The following is a 25,535-nucleotide window of genomic DNA, read 5'->3' on the forward strand; positions in this document are numbered from 1 at the left end:
ATTCGCCCCGCGCGGACGGCGGCGGGGCCGGGCCGCCGCCGGGCGCATCCGGCCGATCGCCGGGCCCGGCGGGCGGCGGTTCAGCGGGCCGTGGGGCGCTTGCCGTGGTTCGCCTTCTTCTTCTTGCGTGCCCGTCCCTTGCGCGCGCGTCGGGCCATGTCGCAGACCTCCGCTCGTTGCCGACGATGTGACGTACGTCTCACGATCCAGTGACGTCGTCCCGCGCACAAGCCGTAACCGGCTTTGATTCGGGTTTCACGCAGGAGTCATCACCAATCGAACATGACCCATCGCCGTCTCTGTCATAATTTGGTGGAATCTGTTGGAAGGAGTGGCCATGCTCGCACAGCAGCGCCAGCAGACGATCCTCGAACGCGTCCGGCGCGACGGGGGCGTTCGCGTCGCCGACCTGGTGCGCGAGCTGGGCGTCTCCGACATGACCATCAGGCGCGACCTGGAGGCCCTGGCCGAGCGCGGGCTGGTGGAGAAGGTGCACGGCGGCGCCACCGCCGCCGGTCCCGGCTCGACCGAGGAGCCCGGGTTCACCGCCAAGTCGGCCCGGCAGCGGGCGGAGAAGGACGCGATAGCGCGCCGCGCCGCCGCGCTGGTGCGGCCCGGCACGGCGGTGGCCCTGTCCGCGGGCACCACGATCTGGACGCTGGCGCACCACCTGGTCGACGTGCCCGACCTCACCGTCATCACCAACTCGGTGCGGGTGGCCGACGTGTTCCACCGGGCGCCGCGCCCCGACCGCACGGTGGTGCTGACCGGCGGCGTGCGCACGCCGTCCGACGCGCTGGTCGGGCCGGTCGCGGTCGCCGCGATCCGGCGCCTGCACGTGGACACGCTGTTCCTGGGCGTGCACGGCATGAGCGTGCGCGCCGGGTTCACCACCCCGAACCTCCTGGAGGCCGAGACCGACCGCGAGCTGGTCGCCTCGGCCACCCGCCTGGTGGTGCCGGCCGACCATACCAAGTGGGGCACCGTCGGCATCAGCACCATCGCCGAGCTGTCCGAGGCCCACCTGGTGATCACCGACGAGGGTCTGCCGCAGGCGGCCCGCGAGGAGCTGGCCGCGCACGTGGGCGGCCTGATCGTGGCCGAGGGCCGCGCGTCCGCTCCCCCGGCCGGCTCCGGACCCGACGACCCCACCTGACCTCGACGCCGGAGGGACCACCAGCGTGAAACGCACCATCACCCACCTCGCCGACGGGCGCGAGCTGATTTACTTCGACCGCCGCGACGACGCCGACAGGAGCGCGATCGACCAGCGCGACCTGCCGCCGCGCCCGCTCGCCTCGGAGCTGCGCCGCGACCCGCTGACCGGCGAGTGGATCGCCGTCGCCCGGCATCGCCAGACCCGCACCTTCCTGCCGCCCGCCGACGAGTGCCCGCTGTGCCCGTCGGCGCCCGGCAGGCCGACCGAGATCCCGGCCGCCGACTACGACGTGGTGGTGTTCGAGAACCGCTTCCCGTCCTTCTCCTCCCACCTCGGGGAGTACGCCGAGGTGGGCGGGCTGAGCGAGGTGCGTCCGGGCGTCGGCAGGTGCGAGGTCGTGTGCTTCACCTCCGACCACGGCGCCTCGTTCTCCTCGCTCTCACCCGAGCAGGTCGCGCTGGTCATGGAGGCGTGGATCGACCGCACGGCCGAGCTGTCGGCCATGCCGGGAGTGGAGCAGGTGTTCTGCTTCGAGAACCGGGGCGCGGAGATCGGCATCACGCTGGCGCACCCCCACGGCCAGATCTACGCCTACCCGTACGTCACGCCGCGCACCCGCCGGATGCTGGCGATGGCCGCGGAGCACCGGGAGCGTACGGGGGGCGACCTGTTCGCCGACGTGCTCGCGGCCGAGCAGCGGGCGGAGGTGCGCGTGGTGGCGCGCAACGAGCACTGGACCGCGTTCGTGCCGGCGGCGGCCCGCTGGCCGTTCGAGGTGCACCTGTATCCGCACCGGGGGGTGCCGAGGCTGGGCGCGCTGACGGCCGAGGAGCGCGCCGCGTTCGCGCCGCTCTACACCGGCGTGCTGCGCGCGCTCGACGGCCTGTTCGGCGTGCCGATGCCGTACGTCGCGGCCTGGCACCAGGCGCCCGTACGCGAGGGCGCCGACCTGGCCTACCTGCACATGGAGCTGTTCAGCATCCGCAGGGCGCCGGGCAAGCTGAAGTACCTGGCCGGGTCGGAGTCGGCCATGGGGGCCTTCGTGAACGACGTGGTGCCGGAGGAGGCCGCGCGCATGCTGCGGGAGGCGGCGGCGATAACGGACTGATCACCGCTTGATTTCAGCTTAGAGTCGCATGACTGTCGTTTTACCACTAACATCCTCACACATCGGCTGTACCAGTCGACTCGCCTAATCCCGGGCGCCTCGCCCGGGAACCGGGGACCCAGGTTCATGGGGTGAATCCACGGCGCCGCACGCCGCGGTAGGGCTCGCTCTCGGCCCGAACCCGTCAGCTAACCCGGTCGGCGGCAGGAGAGGAGTATGCGTGGCGGCCCAGCCCCCCACGTCCCGTAAGCCCAGCAAGACCGGTAAGCCCAGTAAGACCGGTAAGTTCAGCAAGAACAGCACGAACAGCACGTCCGGCGGAGCCGGCGCACTGCACCACCCGTCATCGCTGCTGCGCGGCGTGGCGCTCGCCGCCTGCGTGCTGGCCGCCGCCGGCGCCATCGCCCTCGGCCCGGCGAGCAGCGGAGCGGCGGAGCCCAAGCCGAGCAAGGCCGCGCTGAAGGCCGAGCTGGCCAAGCTCAACAAGCAAGTGGACAAGCTCATCGCCGAGTACGGCGCCAAGCGCGCCGAACTGGCCGAGGCGCAGAAGGCCGAGCGGGCGGCGCGCGAGAAGCTGACCGCCGCCCAGGAGGCGTACGAGCGGGCCACGCGCGAGGTCGGCGACATCGCCCAGCTCCGCTACCAGGCCGGCGACGACGACCTGCCCGCGTTCCTGTTCGGCCAGAGCGCGGGCGGCGCGGCGCTGCTGCAGCAGATGGCCGAGCGGCAGAGCGCGTACCTCGCGGGATTCGCCACCGCCCGCGACGAGCGCGAGAAGGCCGCCGAGGAGGCGGAGAAGCTCACCGGGAAGATCCGCGGCCAGGCCGAGGACGTCAACCGGAGGCGCAAGGAGGCCGAGAAGCTGATCGGCCAGATCGAGCGCAAGCTGGACCAGCTCGTGCCCGCCGCCTCAGGCAAACGCTCCGACGGCACCTGGAGCCCCGAGTTGCCCACGGGCCCCGACAACATCACGCCGCGCACCCGGCTGATGCGCGATGAGATCAAGGAGCGGTTCAAGCTGCCCTTCACCGTCGGCTGCTTCCGCAACGACGGCGGCGGGGGCGAGCACCCCCTGGGCCGCGCCTGCGACTTCATGCTCAGCAGCGGCGGCGCCATGCCCAGCGCCGCCAACCTGGCCCTGGGCGACCAGATCGCCGCCTGGACCATCGAGAACGCCGCCAAGCTGGGCGTGAAGTACGTCATCTACAAGCAGCGCATCTACAACATCGCCTCCCCCGGCTGGCGCGCCATGTCCGACCGCGGCAGCATCACCCAGAACCACTTCGACCACGTGCACGTGTCGATGTACTGACACGCGCCGAGGCGGGGCTCAGGCGCGGCGGCGGGGCTTGGGGAGCGTGGCCGAGATCACCTCGTGGGCCTCGGCGACGATGTCCTCGATCTCGGTCCAGTCCAGGCCGGGGACGTCGAGGTAGACCCCGAGCCAGCCGCGGTGGCCGACGTACGGGGGGCGGAAGAACCGCTCGGGGTCCTCCGCCACCCGCGCCTCCTGGGCCCCGGGCGGCGCCGCGCACCAGAACGCCAGCCGGTCGTCGTGGTGGTGGTCGGCGTACATGACGAAGGTCTTGCGCCCTCGGGCGAACCAGGTGGGCTCGCCGTGGCTGAGCTTCTCCACGGTCTCGGGGAAGCCCATGCAGATCCGGCGCAGTCTCTCCAGCGGGTCGTCTGCCATGGCGGCCTCCGGGTAGGGCGGTCAGGGGGTCTGCACCGGGTCGCCCGCCAGGGCCTCGGCCACGAGGCGGTCGAAGCGGGCGGTGTCGGCCGGGGTCGCGATCGACGCCTCGGCGAAGCGGGCGAGCATGCGGGCGAAGACCTCGCGCTCCTGGGGGTCCCAGTCGGCGAGGACGCGGCCGAGGTGCTCGCGGCGGTAGCGGGCCACGGCCTCACGGACGCGGTGGCCGGCCTCGGTCAGCACCAGGCGTACGCGGCGGGCGTCCACGCGTGAGGCCGCGCGCTCGACGAGTCCGGCGGCGATGGCGTCGTTGACCAGGCGGCTGGCGGTCGAGGGATCGACGTCCACCTGCTCGGCGACGCCGCCCACGGTGACCTCGGCGCACTCGCGGCTGAGCCGGTGGACGGCGTTGACGACGATGATGTTGGACATCAGGACGGGCCGGCCCGGGTCGCCCCCGGCCTTGCGCGAGCGCAACTGCCGGGTCCAGATCCGGCGCAGCCGCAGCAGGGCCTCGTCGATCAGGGTGACGTCCTGCTTCTCCTGAACCTCCACGCCCCCAGGCTACCGCAGAAATGTGTACGATACATACATCCTGGAGCCCCCGGCGTGGCCGGCCCCAGCCTAGCGGGATCAGCCGGTCAGGCGGACCGGGTTCACCAGGTCGGCGTACATGAGCAGGCCGGCCATGACGATCATGAGCAGCGCCATCGCGTACGTCAGCGGCAGCGCCTTGGCGATGTCCACGTGCCCCGGCGTGGGCCGGCGCATGATCCGGGCGTAGGCGCGCTTGATCCCCTCCCACAGCCCGCCGGCGATGTGGCCGCCGTCCAGCGGGAGCAGCGGGAGCAGGTTGAACATGCCGACCGCGAGGTTGAACCCGGCCAGCAGGTTGATGAAGAACACGATCTTGCTGTCGACCGGGGCCTCCGAGGCGGCGATCTCACCGCCGATGCGGCCCGCGCCGATCACCCCGATCGGGCCGTTGATGTCGCGTTCCTCCCCGGAGAACGCGGCGTGCCACACGCCCACCAGCTTCTCCGGCAGCCGGATCAGCGAGCCCGCCGTGGCCGCGGTCAGCTCCCACATGTGCGCGGTGACCGCGCCGATGCTCTGCCGCTCGTTCGCGACCACCGCGGAGACGCCGAGGTAGCCCACGCCCTTTTCGATCTTGTTGGGGTCGTCCAGCGACTCGCGGTCCTGGGCGATCAGGTTGGCGGTGAGAGTGAGCGGCTTGCCGTCGCGCACGACGCCGATCGCCACGGGGCCGGCCTTCTCGGCGCGGATGGCGCGGGTGGCCTCCTCCCAGGTGCTGATCTGGACTCCGCCGACCGACACGATGCGGTCGCCGGGGCGCAGGCCCGCGCTCGCCGCCGGGCTGGCCGGGTCGCTCGCGGTGCACTCGGGGTTCTGCTCGTAGGACTGCTGGGTCTTCACGCACGCCGGGACGGTGGCGATCACGGTCTGCTGGGTCGGCACGCCGAAGCCCATCAGCACCACCGCGAACAGCACGAAGGCCAGCACGAAGTTCATCGCCGGGCCGCCGGCCATGATGATGACCTTCTGCCACCACGGCTTGCGGTAGAACACGCGGTTCTCGTCGCCCGGCCGGACCTCCTCAAGCGCCGCCTCGCGGGCGGTCTCGATCAGGCCCTGCCACGGGCCCGTGGCGGCGCTGCGCAGCTTGCCGTCGTCCTGAGCCCGGGGCGGGAGCATGCCGATCATGCGGATGTAGCCGCCGAACGGGAGCCACTTGATGCCGTACTCGGTCTCGCCGCGCCGCCGCGACCACAGGGTGGGGCCGAAGCCGACCATGTACTGCGTGACGCGTACGCCGAACCGCTTCGCCGGGACGAGGTGGCCGATCTCGTGCAGGCCGATCGAGATCATCAGTCCGATGAGGAAGATGACTATCCCGACGACGTACCAGATCACCTGTGGAACCCCCGTTACCGAGAAGTCGCTAGCTTCTCAAGGCTAACCGAATCTTGCCCGGCTCAGCCCGCTTCGTACCGATCGGTCGGTAAGGCGCGGGGTCACGGGCGCCAGATGAGCACCAGGGCGCAGTCATCGCTGTGACCGGCCGACATCGAGTTGACCAGGGTGCGCGCACCCGAGCTGAAGCCCGAGGGCACCAGCCGCTCGGCCTCGCCCAGCAGCCGGTCGAGCCCGGCGTCGATGTCGCGCCCCGGCTGCTCGATCAGGCCGTCGGTGTAGAGCATGAGCGCGTCGCCCTTGCGCAGCACCCCGCTGTCGGGCTCGCAGTGCAGGTCGGGCACCACGCCGAGCACCACGCCCTTGGCGGTGGCGATCCGCCAGGTGCCCGTGCCCGACTCGAACTTCACCACCGGCGGATGCCCGGCGGAGGTGATGACGTACTCGCCCGTGGTGAGGTCCAGGCTCAGGTGCACGGCGGTGACGAAACCCTCACCCTCGCGCTGGCGGTGCAGGTAGGCGTTGCACGCGGGCAGGAACTCAGGCACCGAGCCGAGCAGCCCGCCGAACGTGCCCGACAGCAGCAGCGCCCGGGTGCCGGCGTCCACGCCCTTGCCCGAGACGTCCACCAGGGCGAGCTCCAGCCGGTCGTCCTGGCGGGTGGAGACCAGGAAGTCGCCGCCGAAGGACGAGCCGCCCGCCTGCTTGAGCACCACCTTGGCGCCCCAGTCCTTGGGCAGGGCGGGCATCTCGCTCTGGCTCTTGAGCCGGTCGCGCAGTTCCAGCAGCATCGCGTCGCCGCGCAGCCCCTGCACGCCGAGCTTGCCCCGCGTACGCGACATCAGGGCGGCGAGCACGGCGGTGAAGCCCATCGTGACCAGCAGTCCCGGCCCGATCGCCGGCGAGCCCCGCACCGCCCAGACGTAGACCAGAGCCACCGCGACCGCGCCCAGCAACATGACCAGGCTGCGCAGCCGGAGCTGCAGCCCGCCGACCAGCGTGACCAGGATCAGCAGGGCCGGTGAGAACCACTCGGTCACCGTGTGCGCCGCGAGCACGCCGATCAGGAGCGTGAGCGCGACCAGGGCGAGCAGGAGGTTGCGGTCCTTTCCCAGGATCTCGCGCCGCACGAAGCGGACGGTGCGCACCAGAAGGGGCACTCGGACCAGTAGCGCGCGGAGCCGTGGAGGGATCAGCGGCGCCGGACGGGAACTCATGATGCGCTCGACTGTATCGGTCTCGGCACGGATTGGGCAGCCCACTTGACCAACGCCTTGATCGTTAAACACGGATATTGGGTGGCCGCCGGGACGTGCAGCGCCATACGTTGGCGAGATGAGCGGCTTTCCGATCAGGCCCCTGTCCGAATCAGAATGGGACGCCTACGTACGCGTCTGGGTCGAGGCTTTCAACTCCGCGGACACACCGGCGATATTCGACCGCTTCCGCGCCATGACCGAGTTCGACCGCACACTCGCCGCCTTCGACGGCCCCGAAGTGGTCGGCAACACCGCGGCCCTGTCGTTCACCATGACGGTGCCGGGGGCGACGACGCCGGTGGCGGGCGTGACCGGCGTCGCCGTGCTGCCCTCGCACCGCCGCCGCGGCATCCTGTCCGCCCTCATGCTGCGGCAGCTCACCGACCTGCACGAGGGCGGCGAGCCCGTGGCCGCGCTGTACGCCTCCGAGGCCGCCATCTACGGGCGGTTCGGTTACGGCCGCGCCGCCGACTCCCTGCTGTTCGACATCCCCACCCGCGGTTCCGCGTTCGGGCCCGGCGTGCCCGAGGACCCGTCGCTGCGGCTGCGGGTGGCCCGCCCGGCCGAGGCGCGCAAGGAGTTCGAGACGGTGTTCGAGGCCGTGCGCGCCGAGCGCCCCGGCCAGTACGCCAGGACCGCCGCGCGGTGGGACCAGTTGCTCGCCGACGAGGAGCACGACCGCGAGGGCGCGGGCCCGCTGCGCTGCCTCATCGCCGAGGACGGCTCCGCGGCGCGCGGCTACGCGCTGTTCCGGGTGAAGGCGAACTGGAGCGCCCACGACACCCCCGAGGGCGAACTGCGGCTCAACGAGCTGTACGCGACCGACCCGGCGGCGTACGCGCTGATCTGGCGCGGCGTGCTGGACCGCGACCTGGTGCGCACGGTCAAGGCGTGGAGCCGCCCCGTGGACGACCCGCTGATCCACCTCATCGCCGAGCCGCGCAACCTGCGTGCGACCTGGCTGGACGACCTGTGGATCAGGCTGGTGGACGTGGACCGGGCCCTGGCGGCGCGGGCGTACTCGGCGCCGGTGGACGTGGTGGTGCAGGTGGAGGACGCGCGCTGCCCGTGGAACGCGCGGCGCTGGCGGCTGTCGGGCGACGGCTCGGGCGCCCGCTGCGAGGCCACCTCGGACGCGGCCGACCTGACGCTCCCGGTCTCGGCGCTCGGTGCGGCGTACCTGGGCGGGCGGCCCCTGTCGGCGTACGGCGGCGCCGGGCTGGTCGCCGAGCACACCCCCGGCGCCCTGCGGGCGCTGTCCACGGCGATGTCCTGGGAGCCGCGCCCCTGGGCGGGATCGGTCTTCTGACCGTCCGGCCCCCTCGACGCGCGACGGACGTGCGCTAGGGTCGGGATCATGGCACTGCAGAGCTTGCAGATCACCGCGATCACGGCCATGCGGGCCCGCGACGTCTCGCGCCCGACGAAGGAGCAGCAGGAGGCCGCGGACCGGCGGCCTCTACGCGATGAGATGCCGCGGCGCGAATCGCGCCGCGGCCGCGACTGATCTTTCTTTACGGGACCGCCGAAGGGCTGAGGGGCCGCGGGATTACGGCAGCGGCGGGAGCTGGCCGATCGTCTCGTACGAGGCGATCTGCGCGATGCGCCTGCTGTGCCGCTCGTCGCCCGAGAACGCCGTGGCCAGGAAGGTCTGGACGAGCTTGGTGGCCTCCTTGGCGGTGTGCTGACGGGCGCCGACGCTGACGACGTTGGCGTTGTTGTGCTCGCGGCCGAGCCGGGCGGTGTCCTCGTTCCAGGCGAGCACGGCGCGGATGCCGCGCACCTTGTTGGCCGCGATCTGCTCGCCGTTGCCCGAGCCGCCGATGACCACGCCCAGGCTGCCCGGGTCGCCGGCCACGCCCTCGGCCGCGCGCAGCACGAACGCCGGGTAGTCGTCCTCGGGGTCGTAGACGAACGGGCCGCAGTCGGTCACCTCGTGCCCGTACTCCTTCAGCACGGAGACGAGGTGGTTCTTCAGCTCATAGCCGGCATGGTCGGCACCGATGTAGACACGCACCCGTCCAGTCTGGCAGGTTCGCCTGCCGGGTACGAGCCGGCACCCGGTAAGGTAATAGCCGCAACCCATGAGCAGTCCTTACAGGAGAGCGCCCGATGCGTGACATCCGTAAGATCGGCGACCCGGTCCTGCGCACCCCGGCCGCCCCGGTCACCGAGTTCGACCGCGACCTGCGCCGCCTGATCGACGAGATGTTCGAGGCCATGTACGCCGCCCGCGGCGTCGGCCTGGCCGGGCCGCAGATCGGCGTGTCGCGCCGCCTGTTCGTCTACGACATGGAGGGCGGCCGGAAGGGGCACGTGATCAACCCGGTGCTCACCGTGGACGACCCCGAGGAGGTCGTCGACGAGGAGGGCTGCCTGTCCGTGGTGGGCAGGTCGGGCGGCACTCCGCTGTACGCCCCCACGCCGCGCGCCGCCGGCGTCACCGTCACCGGCGTGGACAAGCTGAACCGGCCGATCCGGATCAAGGCCCGGGGCGGCCTGGCCCGCTGCTTCCAGCACGAGACCGACCACCTCGACGGCAAGCTCTACATCGACCGCCTGCCGCGCGAGGCCGCCCGCAAGGTCCTGCTCCAGGTCCCCTGAACGCCCGCTCAGGGCCCGCTCACCCCGGGCCCGCTCAGGGCCCGCTCACCCCGGGCCCGCTCACTCAGGGGCCGCTCACTCAGGGGCCGGTGGTTCGGGGGCCCTTTCCTCGGGGGCGCGGCGCCTGCCGCGCAGCACCGGCCACAGCGCGAGCGCCGCGCCGGTCAGCCCCATCAGGGCGACCACCACCCACTCGTTCGACCCGCCGGGACCGTAGACGTGGCCGCTGCGCCCGATGTCGTAGGCGCGGGTGCTCTCTCCCGCGGTGAACATGCCGCGGTCGGAGCCGTAGAAGCCGACGCCCGTGCGGCGCACCCGACCGTCGGCGGAGACGAACCGGCCCAGCCAGGTGCACTGCTCGTGCCCCGGGTGCCGCACGCACTCCAGGCCGGTCGCGGTGAAGGTGCCCGGGATGCCGTCGGCGCGGTAGGCGGCGACGGCGGCGGGCGCGCTCTGCGCGGCGAGCAGGAACAGCAGCACCCCGCTCGCCACGACCACCACGTCGAAGGCGCTCAGCCTGCGGGCGCGCCCCTCCGTCACGGGCCCCGCCTCACAGCTGCAGCGATTTGATCTCCAGGAACTCCTCCAGGCCGTACTCGCCCAGCTCACGCCCGATCCCGGACTGCTTGTAGCCGCCGAAGGGGGCCATCGGGTTGAACTGGCCGCCGTTGATGGAGACCTGGCCGGTGCGCAGCCGGCGGGCGAGCGCGACCGCGCGCTCCTCGGTGCCGGCCCAGACCGCGCCCGACAGGCCGTACGGCGTGCCGTTGGCGATCTCGACGGCCTCGTCCTCACCGGTGTAGGGGATGATCGACAGCACCGGGCCGAAGATCTCCTCCTGCTCGATCGTCATGCCGGGCGCGACGCCGGCGAAGACCGTGGGCAGCACGTAGTAGCCGCGCTCCAGGGGGCGCTCGGTGCCGCCGGTGACCAGGCGCGCGCCCTCCTCCTCGCCGCGGTTGATGTAGCGCACGACGCGCTCGCGCTGCGCCGCCGAGACCAGCGGGCCCAGCCGGGTGCCCTCGTCGAACGGGTCGCCGACGGTGTACTTCGCGGCCGCCTCGACGGCCAGCGCGACCACCTCGTCGTACTGGTCGCGGTGCACGATCATGCGGGTGAGCGCGGAGCAGGTCTGGCCGGAGTTGACGAAGGCGGCGCCGACGCCGACCTTGACCGCCGCCACCAGGTCGGCGTCGGGCAGGATCACGTTGGCGGACTTGCCGCCGAGCTCCAGCGCGACCCGCTTGACGCCCTCGGCGGCCAGCGCGGCCACCCTGCGCCCGGCCCTGGTGGAGCCGGTGAAGGAGACCATGTCCACCTCGGGGTGCGCGGCGATGGCCTCGCCGACCACCGGCCCGCGCCCGCTGACCATGTTGAACACCCCGGGCGGCAGCCCGGCCTCCTCCAGGATGCCGGCCAGCTCGTACGCCGCCAGCGGCGCGACCTCGCTCGGCTTGAGCACCACCGTGCACCCGGCGGCCAGCGCCGCGCCGACCTTGCACACCACCTGGTGCAGGGGGTAGTTCCACGGGGTGATCGCGCCGACCACGCCCACGGGCTCCTTCAGCACCCGCGAGTTGCCGACGCGCCCGCCCTCGAAGTCGTAGGTCTCGGCCAGGCGGGCGTAGGAGGACAGCACGCCGGCCGGCATGAGGGTCTGCACCTTCAGCGCCAGGCCGTACGGGGCGCCCATGTCGGCGGCGATGACGCGGGCGATGGGGTCGGCGCGCTCGGAGAGCATCTCGGCGGCCGTGGCCAGGATCTTGCCGCGCTCGGCGGGCGCGGTGGCGGCCCAGGAGGGGAAGGCGGCCCTGGCGGCGGCGACGGCGGCCTCGACGTCGTCGGGTGAACCGGCCGGGACCCGATCGATCACCTCTTCCGTGGCGGGGTTGACGACGTCGATGCCCTCGTCCGACGCCGACGGCGCCCATGCTCCGTTCACATACAGGTGACGCATGTCTCCCATCCTCGCGCGCGAAGTGCCGGAAGGCGAGCGCGCGGGCATGACGGGAACGCCCGCGGCCCGGTCACGCCCTGCGACGGATCGTCTCGCGTCGAGCGTAAAGCCCAGGGCCGGGACGCGGGCGGTTACCCGTCAGATCGGATACCGCTTACCCGCGGGCACGCTCAGTCGAAGATCGGCCCACGGGTGCGGGAGCGCTTGATCTCGAAGAAGCCGTCGGTGCCCGCGACCAGCAGCACGCCGTCCCACAACCTGCCCGCGGCCTCGCCGCGCGGCGCGGGCGAGACGACCGGGCCGAAGAAGGCGATCTTGCCCTCGGGGCCGTCCACCGCGATGACCGGGGTGCCGACCTCCTGGCCCACCAGGCCGATGCCCTCGGCGTGCGAGGCGCGGATGTACTCGTCGTGCTCGGTGGAGTCGATCGCGGAGACCAGCCCGGGGTCGAGACCCGCGGCCTCCAGCGCCTCGGCGAGCGTGGCGGGGATGGCCTCACGGTCCTTGACCCGGCCCTGGTTGTGGAAGCGGACGCCGATCTCGGTGTAGAGGCGGCCCAGCACCTCCTCGCCGTACTTGGCCGCGGCGGCGGCCACCACGCGCACCGGGCCCATGGCGCCGACGAGCATGCGGCGGTAGTCCTCGGGGATGTCCTTGTCCTCGTTGAGCACGGTGAGGCTCATCAGCCGCCACCGGGGCTCGATCGGACGCACGTCCGCGACCTCCAGCAGCCAGCGGGACGTCATCCACGCCCACGGGCAGGAGGGGTCGAACCAGAGGTCCACCGGAACCTTGGGTGTCACGGCATCGGTCATGGCAGTGTCCCTGACGTTTGAGGCGGTATGTCCGGTCAAGCACAACCGGATCTTTCCTGTGCGGCATTCCCCGGTCAGCCGTGGCAGGATTCAGAACATCCGTTCCGCGACGAGGCGGAGAGGAAGGACACCGCGCGACCGCGCCGTGCGAAGGGGAGTGGATGTGGCAGGCAATCTCACGCGTGACGAGGCACGGGAGCGAGCCCGGCTGCTGCAGGTACGGTCGTATGCGGTGGCGCTCGACCTGACCGAGGGCGAGGAGCGGTTCGAGAGCGTCACCACGGTGCGTTTCTCCGCCGCGCAGCCCGGGGCCGAGACCTTCATCGACCTGGCCGGGGCCCACGTCCGCAGCGTCACGCTGAACGGCGTCGAGCTCGACGTCTCGGCCTACGACGAGGAGAACGGCCGCTTCCCCCTCACCGGCCTGGCCGCCGACAACGAGCTGGTCGTCGATGCCGACTGCGCCTACATGCACACCGGTGAGGGCCTGCACCGTTTCGTCGATCCGGTCGATCGGAAGGTCTACCTGCACACGCAGTTCGAGACCGCCGACGCCCACCGCATGTACGCCTGCTTCGACCAGCCCGACCTCAAGGCGACCTTCGAGCTGACCGTGCTCGCGCCGGCCGACTGGCAGGTCGTCTCCAACGCGGCCCCCGACGAGATCATCGAGCTGGAGGAGCACCGCGGCCGGCACGGCACCCTCCAGGCGGCCAAGCGCTGGCACTTCCCGCCGACCCCGGTGATGTCCACCTACATCACCGCGCTGGTGGCGGGCCCGTACCACAAGGTGACCGACGAGCACGACGGCATCCCGCTGGGGATCTACTGCCGCTCCTCGCTCGCCGAGCACCTCGACCCCGAGAACATCTTCGAGGTCACCAAGCAGGGCTTCGACTTCTTCCACCGGGTCTTCGGGGTGCGCTACCCCTTCGGCAAGTACGACCAGCTCTTCGTGCCGGAGTTCAACGCGGGCGCGATGGAGAACGCGGGCTGCGTCACCTTCCTGGAGGACTACGTCTTCCGCTCGCGGGTCACCGACGCCATGGTGGAGCGGCGCGCCGAGACCATCCTGCACGAGATGGCCCACATGTGGTTCGGCGACCTCGTCACCATGCGCTGGTGGGACGACCTGTGGCTGAACGAGTCGTTCGCCACCTACATGTCGGTGCTGTGCCAGGCCGAGGCCACCCGCTGGGGCCAGACCGCGTGGACGACGTTCGCCAACGTGGAGAAGTCCTGGGCCTACCGGCAGGACCAGCTTCCCTCCACCCACCCGATCGCCGCCGACATCCCCGACATGCAGGCCGTGGCGGTCAACTTCGACGGCATCACCTACGCCAAGGGCGCGAGCGTGCTCAAGCAGCTCGTGGCCTACGTCGGGCTGGACAACTTCCTGGCCGGCGTGCGCGACTACTTCAACGAGCACGCCTGGGGCAACACCACGCTCGCCGACCTGCTCACGGCGCTGGAGCGCACCTCCGGCCGCGACCTCACCTCCTGGTCCAAGGAGTGGCTGGAGACCGCCTGGGTCAACACGCTGCGCCCCGACTTCGAGACCGACGCCGAGGGCCGCTTCACCCGGTTCGACGTGCTGCAGGAGGCCCCGGCCGACTACCCGACGCTGCGCTCCCACCGCGTCGCGATCGGCCTGTACTCCATGGACGGCGGCGTGCTGCGGCGTACCAAGCGGGTGGAGCTCGACGTGGTCGGGGCCCGCACCTCCGTCGCCGAGCTGGCCGGCGTGGCGCAGCCCGACCTGGTGCTGCTCAACGACGACGACCTCACCTACGCCAAGATCCGCCTCGACGAGCGCTCGCTGCGCACCCTGGTCGAGGGCGGCATCACGGCCTTCGCCGACTCGCTGCCGCGGGCGCTGTGCTGGTCGGCCGCCTGGGACATGACCCGCGACGCCGAGATGGCCACCCGCGACTACGTCAAGCTGGTCATCGCGGGCGCGCCGTCCATCGCCGACATCTCGGTGGTGCAGGCCGTGCTGCGGCAGGCCAGGCTCGCGGTGCAGCAGTACGCCGACCCGGCCTGGCGCGAGACCGGCCTGGCGACCATGGCCGCCGCGCTGCGCGACCTGATCGGCTCCGCCACCCCGGGCTCGGACCACCAGCTCGCCTACGTCAACGCCTTCGCCGCCGTGGCGTCCTCGCCCGACGACCTGGCGTACGTGCGCGCGATCCTCGACGGCGAGTCGGTCCCCGAGGGCCTGACCGTGGACGCCGACCTGCGCTGGACCCTGCTGCACGCCCTGGTCAGCGGCGGGGTCCTGGGCGAGGCCGAGATCGAGGCCGAGCTGGCGCGCGACGCCACCGCCACCGGCGAGCGCTCCGCCGCGATGTGCCGCTCGGCGATCCCCACCGCCGAGGGCAAGGCCGCCGCGTGGGACACGATCGTGGAGGGCAAGCTCAGCGGGGCCCTGTTCCGCTCCACCCTCCTCGGCTTCGCCGACCCGCGCCACGTGGACCTGCTCGAACCGTACGCGGAGAAGTACTTCGCCGAGGTCGGCCAGATCTGGAAGAACTGGACCCCCGACATGGCCCAGAACTTCGTGGTCGGCTGCTACCCGGCCCTGCTCATCGCCCCGGGCACGATCGAGCGCACCGACGCCTACATCCGCGCCGAGGACCCGCCGCACGCCCTGCGCCGCCTCCTGCTGGAGGGCGCCGACGGCGTCCGGCGCGCGCTGAAGGCCCGCGAGAAGGACGCCGCCGCGTCCTGACCGCGCCCCCGCCACAGGCCGGGCCCGCGCGATATGGGCGGGGCCCGGCCGCGGCGGTGCTAGCCTGCACTGATTGACAGTCAGGGCCACTGGCGTGTGCGGGGGGATGTTGCCGTGCTGGGACCGGGGACGATCCTCGGCGATCGTTACCGCTTGGACCTGCGCCTGGGCGGCGGGGGCATGGGCGAGGTGTGGCGCGCGGAGGACCTCGTGCTGGGCCGTACGGTGGCGGTCAAGGTGCTGCTGCCCGCGCTCATGGACGACCCCGGGTTCATCACCAGGTTCCGCGGCGAGGCACGGGCGATGGCCTCGCTGCGCCACCCCGGCGTGGTGGACGTCTACGACTACGGCTCGTGCGGCCTCGACGACGGCAGCCAGGTCAGCTACCTGGTCATGGAGCACGTCGAAGGCGAGTCGCTGGACAAGACGCTGCGCCGCGGCCCGCTGTCGCACTCCGCCGCCATGCGGCTGGTCGCGGAGGTCGCCGACGCGCTGGCGGCGGCGCACGCGCAGGGCATCGTGCACCGCGACGTCAAGCCGGCGAACCTGATGGTCCGCACCAACGGCGCGGTCGCGCTGACCGACTTCGGCATCGCCAAGGCCGCCAGCGGCGACCAGCTCACCACCCGCGGCATGGTGCTCGGCTCGGTGGGCTACTGCGCGCCCGAGCAGGCCACCTCCGGTGTGGTGACCCCGGCGGCCGACATCTACTCCCTGGGCGTGGTGGGCTACCAGTGCCTCACCGGCAAGCCGCCGTTCGAGGGCGAGACCCCGATCCAGATCATCTTCAAGCACCTCAACGCCGTCCCGCCGACGCTGCCGCCAGACGTGCCCGAGGCGCACCGCCAGGTGGTGGAGCGGGCGATGCGCAAGGACCCCGCCGCGCGGTGGGCGTCCGCGGCCGAGATGGCCGAGGCGGCGCGGCGCGCCGCCACCGACCCCGGCGCCGCCGTGCTGCCCGACCCGGGCGCGGAGTCCCGCGACGACGACCCCACGGCCGACGTCCGCGGCGCGGCCCCGGCCCCCACGGTCGCGACCGGCGGCGACGCGGCGGGCCGGCGCAGGCGGGCGATCACGATCGCGGCCACGGCGGGCGCGGCGGCGCTGGCGACGGTCACGCTCGGCGCGGCGGTGCTGCTGGCCGGGTCCGGCACGCAGACGACGCTCTCGCCGCGTACGGGCGGCGTCGAGCAGACCGTCTCGCCCACCGCCGAGCAGGTCAGGCCCGGCACCGGGCCCGACGGCGGGCCCGCCACCCGCCGGCCGCGCAAGCAGGCGGGGAGCCCCGCTCCCACGGCGAGCCTCAGCGGCACCCCCACGCCGACCTCCGTGCCGACCGGCACGGCCACGCCCTCGCCCACCGAGGAGCCCACCCAGAGCCCGAGCGAGGAGCCGTCCCAGCCGCCCTCGACCCCCGACCCGGGCCAGGAGGAGCCCGAGCCGACGGTCGAGCCGTCCGAGGAGCCCAGCGCCGAGCCGAGCGCCAAGGTCCCCGACGTGCAGTGCGTCCGGGCGCCGTGCCCCTAGTGCCCCCGCCCGACGGTCCCGCTTGGACACGCTTGGACGGGTAGCGTCCGGAGCGCGGCATTTCCATGAGATCGTTCCACCATGGATTCGGCTCACGAACTGCTGGTCGAACTCGCGCGGCGGCACGCGTTCGCCGATCTCGGCGCGCTCGCGCCGCGCGTGCTGCCCGACGGGGAGGAGATCGCCGCGGTCTGCGAGTTCGGCCAGCGGCTGCTGTCGCTGGACGCGGAGGACTTCGCGGCCGAGGCGCGGGCGGTGCCGCCCGACCTGCGCCGCCGGGCCCGCGCCTGCCACATGCCGCAGACGCCGCGGGAGCAGCCGCGGGGGGCGCTGGCGTCGCTGCGCCCGGCGTACGGGCTGCTGCTTGAGGTGATCGCGGTCCGCTGGCACCGCAGGGAGCTGAGCCCGATGATGGCCGCGGTGCACATCGCGGCGGAGTACCTGCCGCTGCTGGCGTTCGAGCCGGTGCTCGGGCACGCGGGCGACCCGGTGCTGTGGCCGGAGGGGCTGAGCGCGGCGGGCAGCAGGTTCGGCGTGATCGGCGACCGGGACTGCGACCACACCAAGGCCGAGCAGTCGGCGGCCAACCGGACGCTGCGGGTCGCGGTCGAGCCGGGCGAGGGCTGGCGGGCGTACTTCGACCGGCAGCACAGCCAGGTCGCGGGCGCGCTGGCGACGTGCGTGGCCGGGTGCCGCAACCCGTGCGCGGCGATGGACTGGGTGGCGCCGTCCGCACGCGAGGACCTGGCCGTGCGCGCGAAGGTGGCGCTGATGTTCGCCGACACCCCCCTGGTGCGGCTGCGCCACGCCGCCCCCGTGGGGCACGGGTTCGGCGTGCCCTCGCCGGAGGAGGTGCTGGACGCCTGGCACCGCAGCCGCGCCGCGCTGGACCACAACCCGGTCGGGCACGGCGCCACGCTGGACGACGACTTCCCGCTGCCGGGCCTGCCGAGCCTGTTCTCGGCGGTCGCCGCCGCGCACGTGGAGCCGGCCACCCTGCTGGACGACATCGCGGCCCACCTGATCGCCCGGATGAGCTGAGCCCCGGCTCTACCGGGAGCGGCGCGGCTCTACCGGGTGCGACGCGGCTCTACCGGGGGCGGCGGGCGAGGGGCGGGAGCAGCGCGAGGTCGTCGGCGGTGACCAGGTTGAACCGGAGCGCGAGCGAGACCAGCGCGTGCCGCTGCCAGTCGGCCTTGCCCTCCCCCTGCGGCGGCTTGACGTGCAGCTTCTTCTCGGCGAGGTAGCCGATGTGGAAGCCGACGGCGGTGCGGCTGAGCCCGAGCGCGGGCAGCCGGTCGATGATCTCCGGGATCGTGGGGATGCGCGAGGTGGCCGGGTCGAGCAGCCGGGGCTCGCACAGGGCGACGAGGATGCGGAAGTACTTCGCGTCGCGGTCGAGGGGGAAGGCCACGACGGTCTCCGCGCCCCCGCGCGGCCCGCCTCCGGGGGCGTGCACGTGCTGGGGCGCGAAGACCAGGAAGGAGATCGTGCCGTCCACCGCGGGCAGCGTCACCCGGGAGAACTCGAAGGGGATGGGCGCGCCCATCCGGCCGGGCGGGATCTTCACGAACTCTCCGCCGCCCTCGGGGTTCTCCACGACGTACGTCTTGGCCGCGCTGAGGTTGGACATCAGCCAGTAGTCGCCGACCGCGGCGATCTCTCCGGCGCGCCGCGAGACGGCCGGATCGTCCAGGACGATGTCCACGGGGGCTCCCGGCGCCCCGCGCCCGAACACGGCCTGCTGCCCGGGCGCGAGCTCCAGGGAGTAGGGCCGCTCCGCCGACGGGACCGCGGACATCTGGATCAAGATCGTGCTGCGCATCGGCGGGACCCTAGCCGGGGGTCACCCGATATGTCCAGCCTTGGCAGGTACGGCGAACGCGCGCTTCGTGATCCGCACTCCGGCGGCGTGACTCCTCATCGTTTCCATCCCATCCATCCTGGCCCGGCTGGGCCGCTTACCGCCTTCGATCCTGGCCGCGCCGGCGTACGAAGGGAATCTGGTAGCTGACAGGGTGGTTCTCGCGAAGTCGTGGACGGCGGTCGGATCTGCGGCCATCATGAAACGGGTGACGGCTCCCTCCCGTGCCGGCCGCTACCGGATCGAGCAGATCATCGGCGTCGGCGGCTTCGCGTCGGTGTACCTCGCCCACGACGACGAGCTGCGCTCACCGGTCGCCGTCAAGATCCTCGCCGACAACTGGGCCCGGCAAACCCATATCCGCGAGCGGTTCCTGCAAGAGGCGCGGCTGCTGCGCCGGGCCGACTCCCACCGCCTGGTGCAGGTCTTCGACATCGGCACCCTCGACGACGGCAGGCCGTACTTCGTGATGACCTACGCCGACCGCGGCACCCTGGAGGACCGCATGGGCGGGGCGCCGATGCCGGTTGACTCGGCGCTGGACGTGGTGGAGGAGATCGGCCGGGGCGTGGCGGTGCTGCACAGCATCGGCGTGGTCCACCGCGACCTCAAGCCGTCCAACGTGCTGTTCTGCGCCCGGCCCGAGGGCGGCGAGCGGGTGATGGTGGCCGACCTCGGCATCGCCAGGTCCGCCGACCACCTGTCGGGGCTCACCCTGCCCGCGGGCTCGCCCGGCTACCAGGCGCCCGAGCAGCTCCGCGTGGACGGCGCGCCCGACTCGCGGGCCGACGTGCACGGGCTGGGCGCGCTGACCTACCACCTGCTGACCGGCAGGGTGCCGGGCAGGCACGGCGAGCGGGTGCCGCCGTCGGCGGCGCGGCCCGGCGTGCCCGAGCCGATCGACGACGTCGTGATGTGCGCGCTCCACCCCGACCGCGACCGGCGCTGGCCCGACGCGGCGGCGTTCATCTCGGCGCTGGTCACCGCGCGGGCCGGCCACCGCCCCGCCCTTCCCGCGGCGCCCGCTCCCCCGGCCGGCCCTTTCCAGGCCGTCCCTCCGCAGCCCGGCCCTCCCCAGGCCGTCCCTCCGCAGCCCGGCCCTCCCCAGGCCGTCCCTCCGCAGCCCGGCCCTCCCCAAGCCGTCCCTCCCCAGGGCGGCCCGCCGCAGGCCGGCCCCGTCGCTGCCGAGGAGGAGCCGCGGCCCGGGAGCCGGATGCGCCCTCTGCTGGCGGGCGGCGCCGCCGTCGCGGTGGCCGCGGCGGGCACGGCCGTGGCCATCATGGCGCTCGCCGGGAACCCTCCCGAGGCCGGCGGCAGCGCGGGCACATCCGCCGCCTCCGGCCGCCCGGCCTCCCCCGCGGCGTCGTCCGTGGCCTCCCCCGGGGCGTCGTCCACTGCGTCGTCCACTGCGTCGTCCGCGGCCTCCTCCGACGCCTGGTTCCGGCCGGGCGCCGACGTCCCCGAGCGGTACCGGCCGCTGATCGTCCAGGCCGGTACGACCTGCGAGCTGCGCGGCCTGTCCCCGGCGCTGATCGCGGCGATGCTGAAGGCCGAGAGCGGCTTCGACCCCGGCCTGTCCGACCCGGCCAACGACGAGTACGGCATCGCCCGCTGGACCCCGTCGGTGCTGCGGCACTGGCAGCCGGGCGGCTACTCCCGCCCCGAGCCGCGCCCGCCGCTCAGCCCCGAGCTGTCGATCCCGGCGATGGGCCGGTTCATGTGCGGCCTGGGCCCGCGGATCGCCGACGTCCCCGGCGACCCGGCGATCAACCTGGCCGCGCTCTACCGCAGCGGGGTGGAGCCGGTGCGCAAGGCGGGCGGGGTGCCGGCGCGGTGGCGCGAGTACACCCAGAAGGTCGCGGCGTACCTGCGCGAGTACTCCCCCGCCTGATACGCCCCGGCGCGCGCTCTCGCGCAGGCCCGCCTGACCGGCCCGGGCTCTCGGACGGCCCCCACGCGACCGGCGGGCGCTGTTCGTGTGCCCCGGCCTGACCCGGTTCGGGCCGGGGTCAGGCGCGGCGTACGGCCTGCTCGGCCAGGGCGTTCACGCCGTACACCACGCCGCCGGCCAGGTCGCCGGCGGCGAGCCTGGTCGCCATGGCCGTGGCGACGAGCCGGCACCTGCCGTCGGGCAGGTCGCGGCGGGCGTGCTCGCCGGTGACGATCTCCAGGGCCCGGCCGGCGAGGTCCACGTAGATCAGCACGGCCCGGCCGGCGTCCTCGCCGAGCGCGGCGTGCAGGCGCTCGGCGTACCGCCTGCGCCCCTCGCGGGCGCCGCCGAGGAAGACCGCGAAGCGCAGCCCGGTGCGGCGCTCGGCCCGGCCGATCGCCTCGCGGATGTCCCCCGCCTCCAGGGTGGTGATCCTGGGCACGGCGCTCACCACCCCGCCGAGGCGCCGCCGACGCCGGGACCGGGCTCGGCGGTCTCGGCCAGCGCCGGCCAGTCGATCTCGGGCACCGAGACCCAGCCGGGGCGTCCGTCCACCAGCACCAGGGTGGAGTCGCCCACGCCGTGCTCGCCGTGCCCGGGGCCGCCGAACCACACCACGTCGTCGCGCGGGCCGGGCGCCCCGCGCGGTTCGCGGGCCCTGCCGGGCAGCGCCACCGCCGCGGCGATCACGATGAACAACCCCGTGGATACCCCGATGAGTACGCCGAGCACCTCTGCCGCGCTGTCCACACGCAGAACGTAACCCCGCCGCCGCGGGCCGTCGAGGCGCGTTCTCGGCCGGAAGGGCGACGGGCGGATAACGGCGGCCCGGATCGGCCCCTGGGGACGCGCCTTTGCCCTGGTCGTGGCCGCCTCGGAGCCATCCTGAAGGTGACAGTTGCGTACGCCCCGGCGGCCCTTTCGCCCCGGCGCCGAGGTGTACGGGCAGCGTACGGGCGGTGCCTCCGGGTGGCCGCCGGGGTGCGTTCCGTCCCAGCCCAGCCACCCCGGGAACCCTGCCGGTAAGATCGGAGCAGTCCGACATCGACCCGGCGTGACCCGCTGCCCGTATCGGAGTTGTCTAGAGAGGAAGGGTATAGATACCCGGTTCTGGACCTACCGAAGCGGGTATAGGCGGCCACAAAAGTGTGAACTAGGGAAGACTAGGCAATCCGACGACGTCTCAACTACGGTGAGTTACGTGGATCACGGCCAGACTCCGGAAGACGGTCACACAGAGTCACCAATCTGGGTCAGTGACCGGCCTGAACAGTCCTCGGGCCGCCCGGCCCCGCGCGCATCGACCTACGCGCCGGTCGAGCGGGTCTCGCTGCGCGGCCTCCTCCAGGAGCCCAAGTACCGCCACCTTCGCCGCCGCGTGGTCATCGCCGTGCTCGCGGGCATCATCATCGGCATCCTGATCGCCGACTGGCGCGCCGGGGTGACCGGGGCCGTGCTCGCCGCCATCGCCGACACGATCTACCGTGCGCGCTCGGCGTCCTCGGTGCCGGCCTGGCGCCGGCCGTCGGTAGCGGAGCGGCGCACGGAGGCGCAGCTCAAGAAGCTGGAGCGCGGCGGCTACCGCACCCTCCACGCGCGGGCGATCCCCGGGAGCGAGGCGCAGATCGACCATCTCGTCATCGGGCCGACCGGCGTGTACGCGGTCGACTCCGAGAAGTGGGACAAACGCCTGCCGGTGCGGGTGCAGTCGGGCAAGCGGCTCTTCCACGGCCCCTTCAACCAGAAGCCGCGTCTGGACGAGGCGGCGTGGGAGGCCGCGCAGGCGAGCGAGCTGATCACCAAGAAGCTCGACCGCGAGGTGACCGTGGTGCCGTCGCTGGCGATCTACGGCCCGGCGATCCCGTGGAAGATCCTCAGCATCCGGCAGGTGGACGTCTTCGAGGGCAGCCGGGTGCGCAAGTGGATCACCAAGCGGGAGCGCTCGCTGACCGACACCGAGATCGACCAGATCTACGAGGCCGCGTCCCAGGTGCTCCCGCCGCGTTACGCCGAGTCCTGACCCGCGCCGTCGTCCCGGCGCCGCAGTCCCGGCGCCGCAGTCCCGGGTCCCCGGCGGTCGAACAGCCGGTCGAACAGGCCGTGCTCAGGGGCCCCGACCCGGGCCGCCGTCCCGGGTGCCGGACTGTCGCGTCTCAACCGCCGGGCGGGCGGCCGTACCATGGAAAGACTCGCCTGCGCCCGCAGGACTGCCGGTCTTCGATGGGAGAACGCGTCATGCCCGCCCTCAGGTCTCGTACGGTCACTCACGGCAGGAACATGGCCGGAGCCCGGGCCCTGCTCCGGGCGACCGGTGTAGCCGGCAGCGACTTCGGCAAGCCGATCGTCGCCGTGGCCAACAGCTTCACCCAGTTCGTGCCGGGCCACGTGCACCTGCGCGAGGTCGGCGACGTGGTGGCCGCGGCGGTGCGTGAGGCGGGGGCGATCCCGCGCGAGTTCAACACCATCGCGGTCGACGACGGCATCGCGATGGGCCACGGCGGCATGCTGTACTCCCTGCCCAGCCGCGAGCTGATCGCCGACGCCGTGGAGTACATGGTCAACGCCCACTGCGCCGACGCGCTCATCTGCGTCTCCAACTGCGACAAGATCACCCCGGGCATGCTGCTGGCCGCGTTCCGGCTCAACATCCCCACGGTGTTCGTCTCCGGCGGCCCGATGGAGGCCGGCAAGTCGGGCGGGCGCAAGCTCGACCTCATCGACCCGATGATCGCCTCCGCCGACGACAGCGTCTCCGACGCCGACCTGCTGCAGATGGAAGAGAGCGCCTGCCCCACCTGCGGCTCGTGCAGCGGCATGTTCACCGCCAACTCGATGAACTGCCTGGCCGAGGCGATCGGGCTGGCGCTGCCGGGCAACGGCACCACCCTGGCCACCCACGTCGCGCGGCGCGGCCTGTTCGAGAAGGCCGGGCACACCGTCGTGGAGCTGGCCAGGCGCTACTACGAGCAGGACGACGAGAGCGTGCTGCCGCGCTCGATCGCCACCCGCGACGCCTTCGAGAACGCCATGGCGCTGGACGTCGCGATGGGCGGCTCGACCAACACGATCCTGCACCTGCTGGCCGCGGCCCGCGAGGCGGGCGTCGACTTCGGCCTCAAGGAGATCAACGAGCTGTCGCTGCGGGTGCCGTGCCTGTGCAAGGTGGCCCCGGCCACGGCGAAGTACCACGTGGAGGACGTCCACCGGGCGGGCGGCATCCCGGCCATCCTGGGCGAGCTGGACCGGGCCGGGCTGCTGCACCGCGACGTGCCCACGATCCACTCCGCCACGCTGGGCGAGTACATCTCCTCGTGGGACCCGAAGTCGCCGACCGTGCTGCCCGAGGCACTGGAGCTGTGGCACGCGGCCCCCGGCAACGTGCGTACGGTCAAGGCGTACTCGCAGGACGCCCGCTGGGAGTCGCTGGACCTGGACCGCGAGGAGGGGTGCGTGCGCGACCTGGAGCACGCCTACACCCGCGACGGCGGCCTGGCGGTGCTCTACGGCAACCTCGCCCTCGATGGCGCGGTGGTCAAGACGGCGGGCGTCGATGAGTCGATCTGGCGCTTCTCCGGCCCCGCGGTGGTGTTCGAGTCGCAGGAGGACGCGGTCGAGGGCATCCTGAACAACCGCGTCAAGGCCGGCGACGTGGTCGTGATCCGCTACGAGGGCCCCAAGGGCGGCCCCGGCATGCAGGAGATGCTCTACCCGACCTCGTTCCTCAAGGGCAAGGGCCTGGGCAAGGTGTGCGCGCTGGTCACCGACGGCCGCTTCTCCGGCGGCACGTCCGGTCTGTCCATCGGCCACGCCTCTCCCGAGGCGGCCGAGGGCGGCCTGATCGCGCTGGTCGAGGACGGCGACATCATCGAGATCGACATCCCGGGCCGGTCGATGGTGCTCAAGGTCGCCGAGAGCGAGCTGGCGGCCCGCCGCGAGCGCCTGCTGGCCGAGCTGGGCGGCTTCCGCCCGCGCGAGCGCCACCGCCCGGTGAGCGCGGCCCTTCAGGCGTACGCGGCCCTGACCACCTCCGCCAGCACGGGCGCCTCCCGCGACCTCACCCAGCTCTCCCGCTGACACCGGCTCACCGACACTCCACCGGCGGGCGTCGACCAACGCCCGCCACCCCACCCGATCACACCGGCCGGCCGCCGCTCCACCGGCGGGCGGGGATCGACGCCCGCCCACCCCACACACCTCCCCCGGTCACACCGGCACCCCCACACTCCACCGGCGGGCGGCGGCCGGCGCCCGCCACCCCACCCAGTCACACCGACTCGCCGGCGCTCCACCGGCGGGCGGCGATCGGTGCCCGCCTGCCCCACCCACCTCCCCCGGTGACACCCCACCGGTGAGCCGGAGATCGACGATGTGTTCTAAAAATTGTCGGCATCCACAGGTAAAATCAAGGTATGGCTAACGTCATCACGCCTGCCGCCCCCACCCGCTCGCTGACGACCGCCGAGATCGCCGCTCTCGCCCTCTCCCTCGCCCACCTCGGCGCGGGACCCCAGTCCGTCACCGCACGGCGCGGCCTGCGCCACGCGTTCGAGCACCTGGAGCTCGACGACGACGTCATCGCCACCACCCTCGCCACCCTGACCACCCCGCTCCCCGCCGACGTCGCGACCCGGGCCCGGGTCATCGCCGACGCGATCACCGACCGTCTGGTGATCCGCCTGCACTACCGCGACGCGGGCGGCCGGATCACCGCCCGCGAGGTCGATCCGGTGACCTGCCTGGTCCACCGCGAGTACTGGTATCTCGTGGGCATGTGCCGCATGCGCCGCGCGATCCGGGCCTTCCGGTTCGACCGGATCATCGCGGTCGAGCCGACCATGATCCCCGCCCGGCCGCACCTCGCCGAGCGCTTCCTGCCGTTCCAGCGCCGCAAGGCCGCGTAAGCGACGATTGACACGACACTGACCCCTCGATCCGGACTTTCCACCACGGACC

The 25,535-nt window shown here is 72.8% G+C and carries 25 protein-coding genes and 1 riboswitch; of the genes, 13 read left to right on the forward strand and 12 right to left on the reverse strand.

Features of this window, described 5'->3' with window-relative positions:
- Nucleotides 1-80: 80 nt before the first annotated feature.
- Nucleotides 81-158, reverse strand: coding sequence for a 50S ribosomal protein bL37 (locus tag HNP84_RS56815; protein ID WP_372513659.1), 78 nt, complete (start codon nucleotides 156-158; stop codon nucleotides 81-83).
- 179 nt (nucleotides 159-337) lie between these two features.
- Here HNP84_RS56815 and HNP84_RS29520 point away from each other — a divergent pair, with 179 nt between their 5' ends.
- The 3 genes from HNP84_RS29520 to HNP84_RS29530 all read left to right on the forward strand — a co-directional run bounded on the left by HNP84_RS29520 (nucleotide 338) and on the right by HNP84_RS29530 (nucleotide 3,579).
- Nucleotides 338-1,156 carry a DeoR/GlpR family DNA-binding transcription regulator gene (locus HNP84_RS29520; RefSeq protein ID WP_185053210.1) on the forward strand — a complete coding sequence of 273 codons (819 nt, stop codon included), beginning with the start codon at nucleotides 338-340 and terminating at the stop codon, nucleotides 1,154-1,156.
- Between the two features lie 25 nt (nucleotides 1,157-1,181).
- Nucleotides 1,182-2,267 carry a galactose-1-phosphate uridylyltransferase gene (galT, locus tag HNP84_RS29525; RefSeq protein WP_185053211.1) on the forward strand — a complete coding sequence of 362 codons (1,086 nt, stop codon included), beginning with the start codon at nucleotides 1,182-1,184 and terminating at the stop codon, nucleotides 2,265-2,267.
- Nucleotides 2,268-2,338: 71 nt separating this feature from the next.
- A riboswitch (cyclic di-AMP (ydaO/yuaA leader) is annotated at nucleotides 2,339-2,484 on the forward strand.
- Between the two features lie 3 nt (nucleotides 2,485-2,487).
- Entirely contained in the window at nucleotides 2,488-3,579 is a 1,092-nt protein-coding gene (locus tag HNP84_RS29530; protein WP_312925955.1) for a coiled-coil domain-containing protein, read from the forward strand.
- 18 nt (nucleotides 3,580-3,597) lie between these two features.
- On the opposite strand, the gene HNP84_RS29535 is transcribed toward HNP84_RS29530, so the two are convergent.
- The 4 genes from HNP84_RS29535 to HNP84_RS29550 form a co-directional block, all read right to left on the reverse strand.
- Entirely contained in the window at nucleotides 3,598-3,960 is a 363-nt protein-coding gene (locus tag HNP84_RS29535) for an MmcQ/YjbR family DNA-binding protein (RefSeq protein ID WP_185053212.1), read from the reverse strand.
- Nucleotides 3,961-3,981: 21 nt separating this feature from the next.
- A complete protein-coding gene (locus HNP84_RS29540) occupies nucleotides 3,982-4,515 on the reverse strand; it encodes a MarR family winged helix-turn-helix transcriptional regulator (RefSeq protein WP_185053213.1) in 534 nt (177 codons plus the stop codon).
- A 78-nt stretch (nucleotides 4,516-4,593) separates the two neighbouring features.
- Complete coding sequence (locus HNP84_RS29545; RefSeq protein WP_312925956.1) at nucleotides 4,594-5,895, reverse strand: M50 family metallopeptidase; 1,302 nt, start codon at nucleotides 5,893-5,895, stop codon at nucleotides 4,594-4,596.
- A 101-nt stretch (nucleotides 5,896-5,996) separates the two neighbouring features.
- Nucleotides 5,997-7,112, reverse strand: coding sequence for a PP2C family protein-serine/threonine phosphatase (locus HNP84_RS29550; protein WP_185053214.1), 1,116 nt, complete (start codon nucleotides 7,110-7,112; stop codon nucleotides 5,997-5,999).
- Between the two features lie 118 nt (nucleotides 7,113-7,230).
- Between HNP84_RS29550 and HNP84_RS29555 the strand changes: the two genes are divergently transcribed.
- Both HNP84_RS29555 and HNP84_RS29560 read left to right on the forward strand, forming a co-directional pair.
- The gene (locus HNP84_RS29555) at nucleotides 7,231-8,463 is read left to right on the forward strand and encodes a GNAT family N-acetyltransferase (RefSeq protein ID WP_185053215.1); all 1,233 of its coding nucleotides are present in this window, start codon (nucleotides 7,231-7,233) and stop codon (nucleotides 8,461-8,463) included.
- A gap of 48 nt (nucleotides 8,464-8,511) precedes the next feature.
- Nucleotides 8,512-8,661 (forward strand): hypothetical protein, encoded by a 150-nt coding sequence (locus HNP84_RS29560; protein ID WP_185053216.1) that lies wholly within the window; start codon nucleotides 8,512-8,514, stop codon nucleotides 8,659-8,661.
- A gap of 42 nt (nucleotides 8,662-8,703) precedes the next feature.
- On the opposite strand, the gene HNP84_RS29565 is transcribed toward HNP84_RS29560, so the two are convergent.
- Nucleotides 8,704-9,171 (reverse strand): ribose-5-phosphate isomerase, encoded by a 468-nt coding sequence (locus tag HNP84_RS29565; protein WP_185053217.1) that lies wholly within the window; start codon nucleotides 9,169-9,171, stop codon nucleotides 8,704-8,706.
- A 95-nt stretch (nucleotides 9,172-9,266) separates the two neighbouring features.
- Between HNP84_RS29565 and def the strand changes: the two genes are divergently transcribed.
- Nucleotides 9,267-9,758 carry a peptide deformylase gene (gene def / locus HNP84_RS29570; RefSeq protein ID WP_185053218.1) on the forward strand — a complete coding sequence of 164 codons (492 nt, stop codon included), beginning with the start codon at nucleotides 9,267-9,269 and terminating at the stop codon, nucleotides 9,756-9,758.
- 75 nt (nucleotides 9,759-9,833) lie between these two features.
- Here the strand turns inward: def and HNP84_RS29575 are convergent, their stop codons facing one another.
- The 3 genes from HNP84_RS29575 to HNP84_RS29585 form a co-directional block, all read right to left on the reverse strand.
- Nucleotides 9,834-10,298 carry a hypothetical protein gene (locus HNP84_RS29575; protein ID WP_185053219.1) on the reverse strand — a complete coding sequence of 155 codons (465 nt, stop codon included), beginning with the start codon at nucleotides 10,296-10,298 and terminating at the stop codon, nucleotides 9,834-9,836.
- 10 nt (nucleotides 10,299-10,308) lie between these two features.
- A complete protein-coding gene (locus HNP84_RS29580; RefSeq protein ID WP_185053220.1) occupies nucleotides 10,309-11,715 on the reverse strand; it encodes an aldehyde dehydrogenase family protein in 1,407 nt (468 codons plus the stop codon).
- 170 nt (nucleotides 11,716-11,885) lie between these two features.
- Nucleotides 11,886-12,530 (reverse strand): mycothiol-dependent nitroreductase Rv2466c family protein, encoded by a 645-nt coding sequence (locus HNP84_RS29585; protein ID WP_185053221.1) that lies wholly within the window; start codon nucleotides 12,528-12,530, stop codon nucleotides 11,886-11,888.
- Between the two features lie 163 nt (nucleotides 12,531-12,693).
- Between HNP84_RS29585 and pepN the strand changes: the two genes are divergently transcribed.
- The 3 genes from pepN to HNP84_RS29600 all read left to right on the forward strand — a co-directional run bounded on the left by pepN (nucleotide 12,694) and on the right by HNP84_RS29600 (nucleotide 17,829).
- Nucleotides 12,694-15,261: an aminopeptidase N gene (gene pepN, locus HNP84_RS29590; RefSeq protein WP_185053222.1), complete on the forward strand. Its 2,568-nt coding sequence runs from the start codon at nucleotides 12,694-12,696 to the stop codon at nucleotides 15,259-15,261.
- Nucleotides 15,262-15,375: 114 nt separating this feature from the next.
- A complete protein-coding gene (locus HNP84_RS29595) occupies nucleotides 15,376-16,788 on the forward strand; it encodes a serine/threonine-protein kinase (RefSeq protein ID WP_185053223.1) in 1,413 nt (470 codons plus the stop codon).
- An 81-nt stretch (nucleotides 16,789-16,869) separates the two neighbouring features.
- Entirely contained in the window at nucleotides 16,870-17,829 is a 960-nt protein-coding gene (locus HNP84_RS29600) for a hypothetical protein (RefSeq protein ID WP_185053224.1), read from the forward strand.
- Nucleotides 17,830-17,878: 49 nt separating this feature from the next.
- On the opposite strand, the gene HNP84_RS29605 is transcribed toward HNP84_RS29600, so the two are convergent.
- Nucleotides 17,879-18,613 carry an FHA domain-containing protein gene (locus tag HNP84_RS29605; protein WP_221336910.1) on the reverse strand — a complete coding sequence of 245 codons (735 nt, stop codon included), beginning with the start codon at nucleotides 18,611-18,613 and terminating at the stop codon, nucleotides 17,879-17,881.
- 247 nt (nucleotides 18,614-18,860) lie between these two features.
- Here HNP84_RS29605 and HNP84_RS55325 point away from each other — a divergent pair, with 247 nt between their 5' ends.
- The gene (locus tag HNP84_RS55325) at nucleotides 18,861-20,543 is read left to right on the forward strand and encodes a protein kinase domain-containing protein (RefSeq protein WP_185053225.1); all 1,683 of its coding nucleotides are present in this window, start codon (nucleotides 18,861-18,863) and stop codon (nucleotides 20,541-20,543) included.
- A 118-nt stretch (nucleotides 20,544-20,661) separates the two neighbouring features.
- Here the strand turns inward: HNP84_RS55325 and HNP84_RS56290 are convergent, their stop codons facing one another.
- Together HNP84_RS56290 and HNP84_RS56295 are read right to left on the reverse strand one after the other, a co-directional pair.
- Nucleotides 20,662-21,024, reverse strand: a complete 363-nt coding sequence (locus tag HNP84_RS56290) for a TPM domain-containing protein (protein ID WP_185053226.1) — start codon at nucleotides 21,022-21,024, stop codon at nucleotides 20,662-20,664.
- 5 nt (nucleotides 21,025-21,029) lie between these two features.
- The gene (locus HNP84_RS56295; protein WP_185053227.1) at nucleotides 21,030-21,332 is read right to left on the reverse strand and encodes a hypothetical protein; all 303 of its coding nucleotides are present in this window, start codon (nucleotides 21,330-21,332) and stop codon (nucleotides 21,030-21,032) included.
- A gap of 451 nt (nucleotides 21,333-21,783) precedes the next feature.
- Between HNP84_RS56295 and HNP84_RS53645 the strand changes: the two genes are divergently transcribed.
- From HNP84_RS53645 to HNP84_RS29635, 3 genes are all read left to right on the forward strand, one after another.
- Nucleotides 21,784-22,602, forward strand: coding sequence for a nuclease-related domain-containing protein (locus HNP84_RS53645; protein ID WP_312925966.1), 819 nt, complete (start codon nucleotides 21,784-21,786; stop codon nucleotides 22,600-22,602).
- Between the two features lie 215 nt (nucleotides 22,603-22,817).
- Nucleotides 22,818-24,656, forward strand: a complete 1,839-nt coding sequence (gene ilvD / locus HNP84_RS29630) for a dihydroxy-acid dehydratase (RefSeq protein WP_185053229.1) — start codon at nucleotides 22,818-22,820, stop codon at nucleotides 24,654-24,656.
- 335 nt (nucleotides 24,657-24,991) lie between these two features.
- Entirely contained in the window at nucleotides 24,992-25,483 is a 492-nt protein-coding gene (locus HNP84_RS29635) for a helix-turn-helix transcriptional regulator (RefSeq protein WP_185053230.1), read from the forward strand.
- Nucleotides 25,484-25,535 lie beyond the last annotated feature (52 nt).

Origin of the sequence: Thermocatellispora tengchongensis, from assembly GCF_014202315.1 — a bacterium.
In the GTDB taxonomy this organism is placed as follows: Bacteria; Actinomycetota; Actinomycetes; order Streptosporangiales; family Streptosporangiaceae; genus Thermocatellispora; species Thermocatellispora tengchongensis.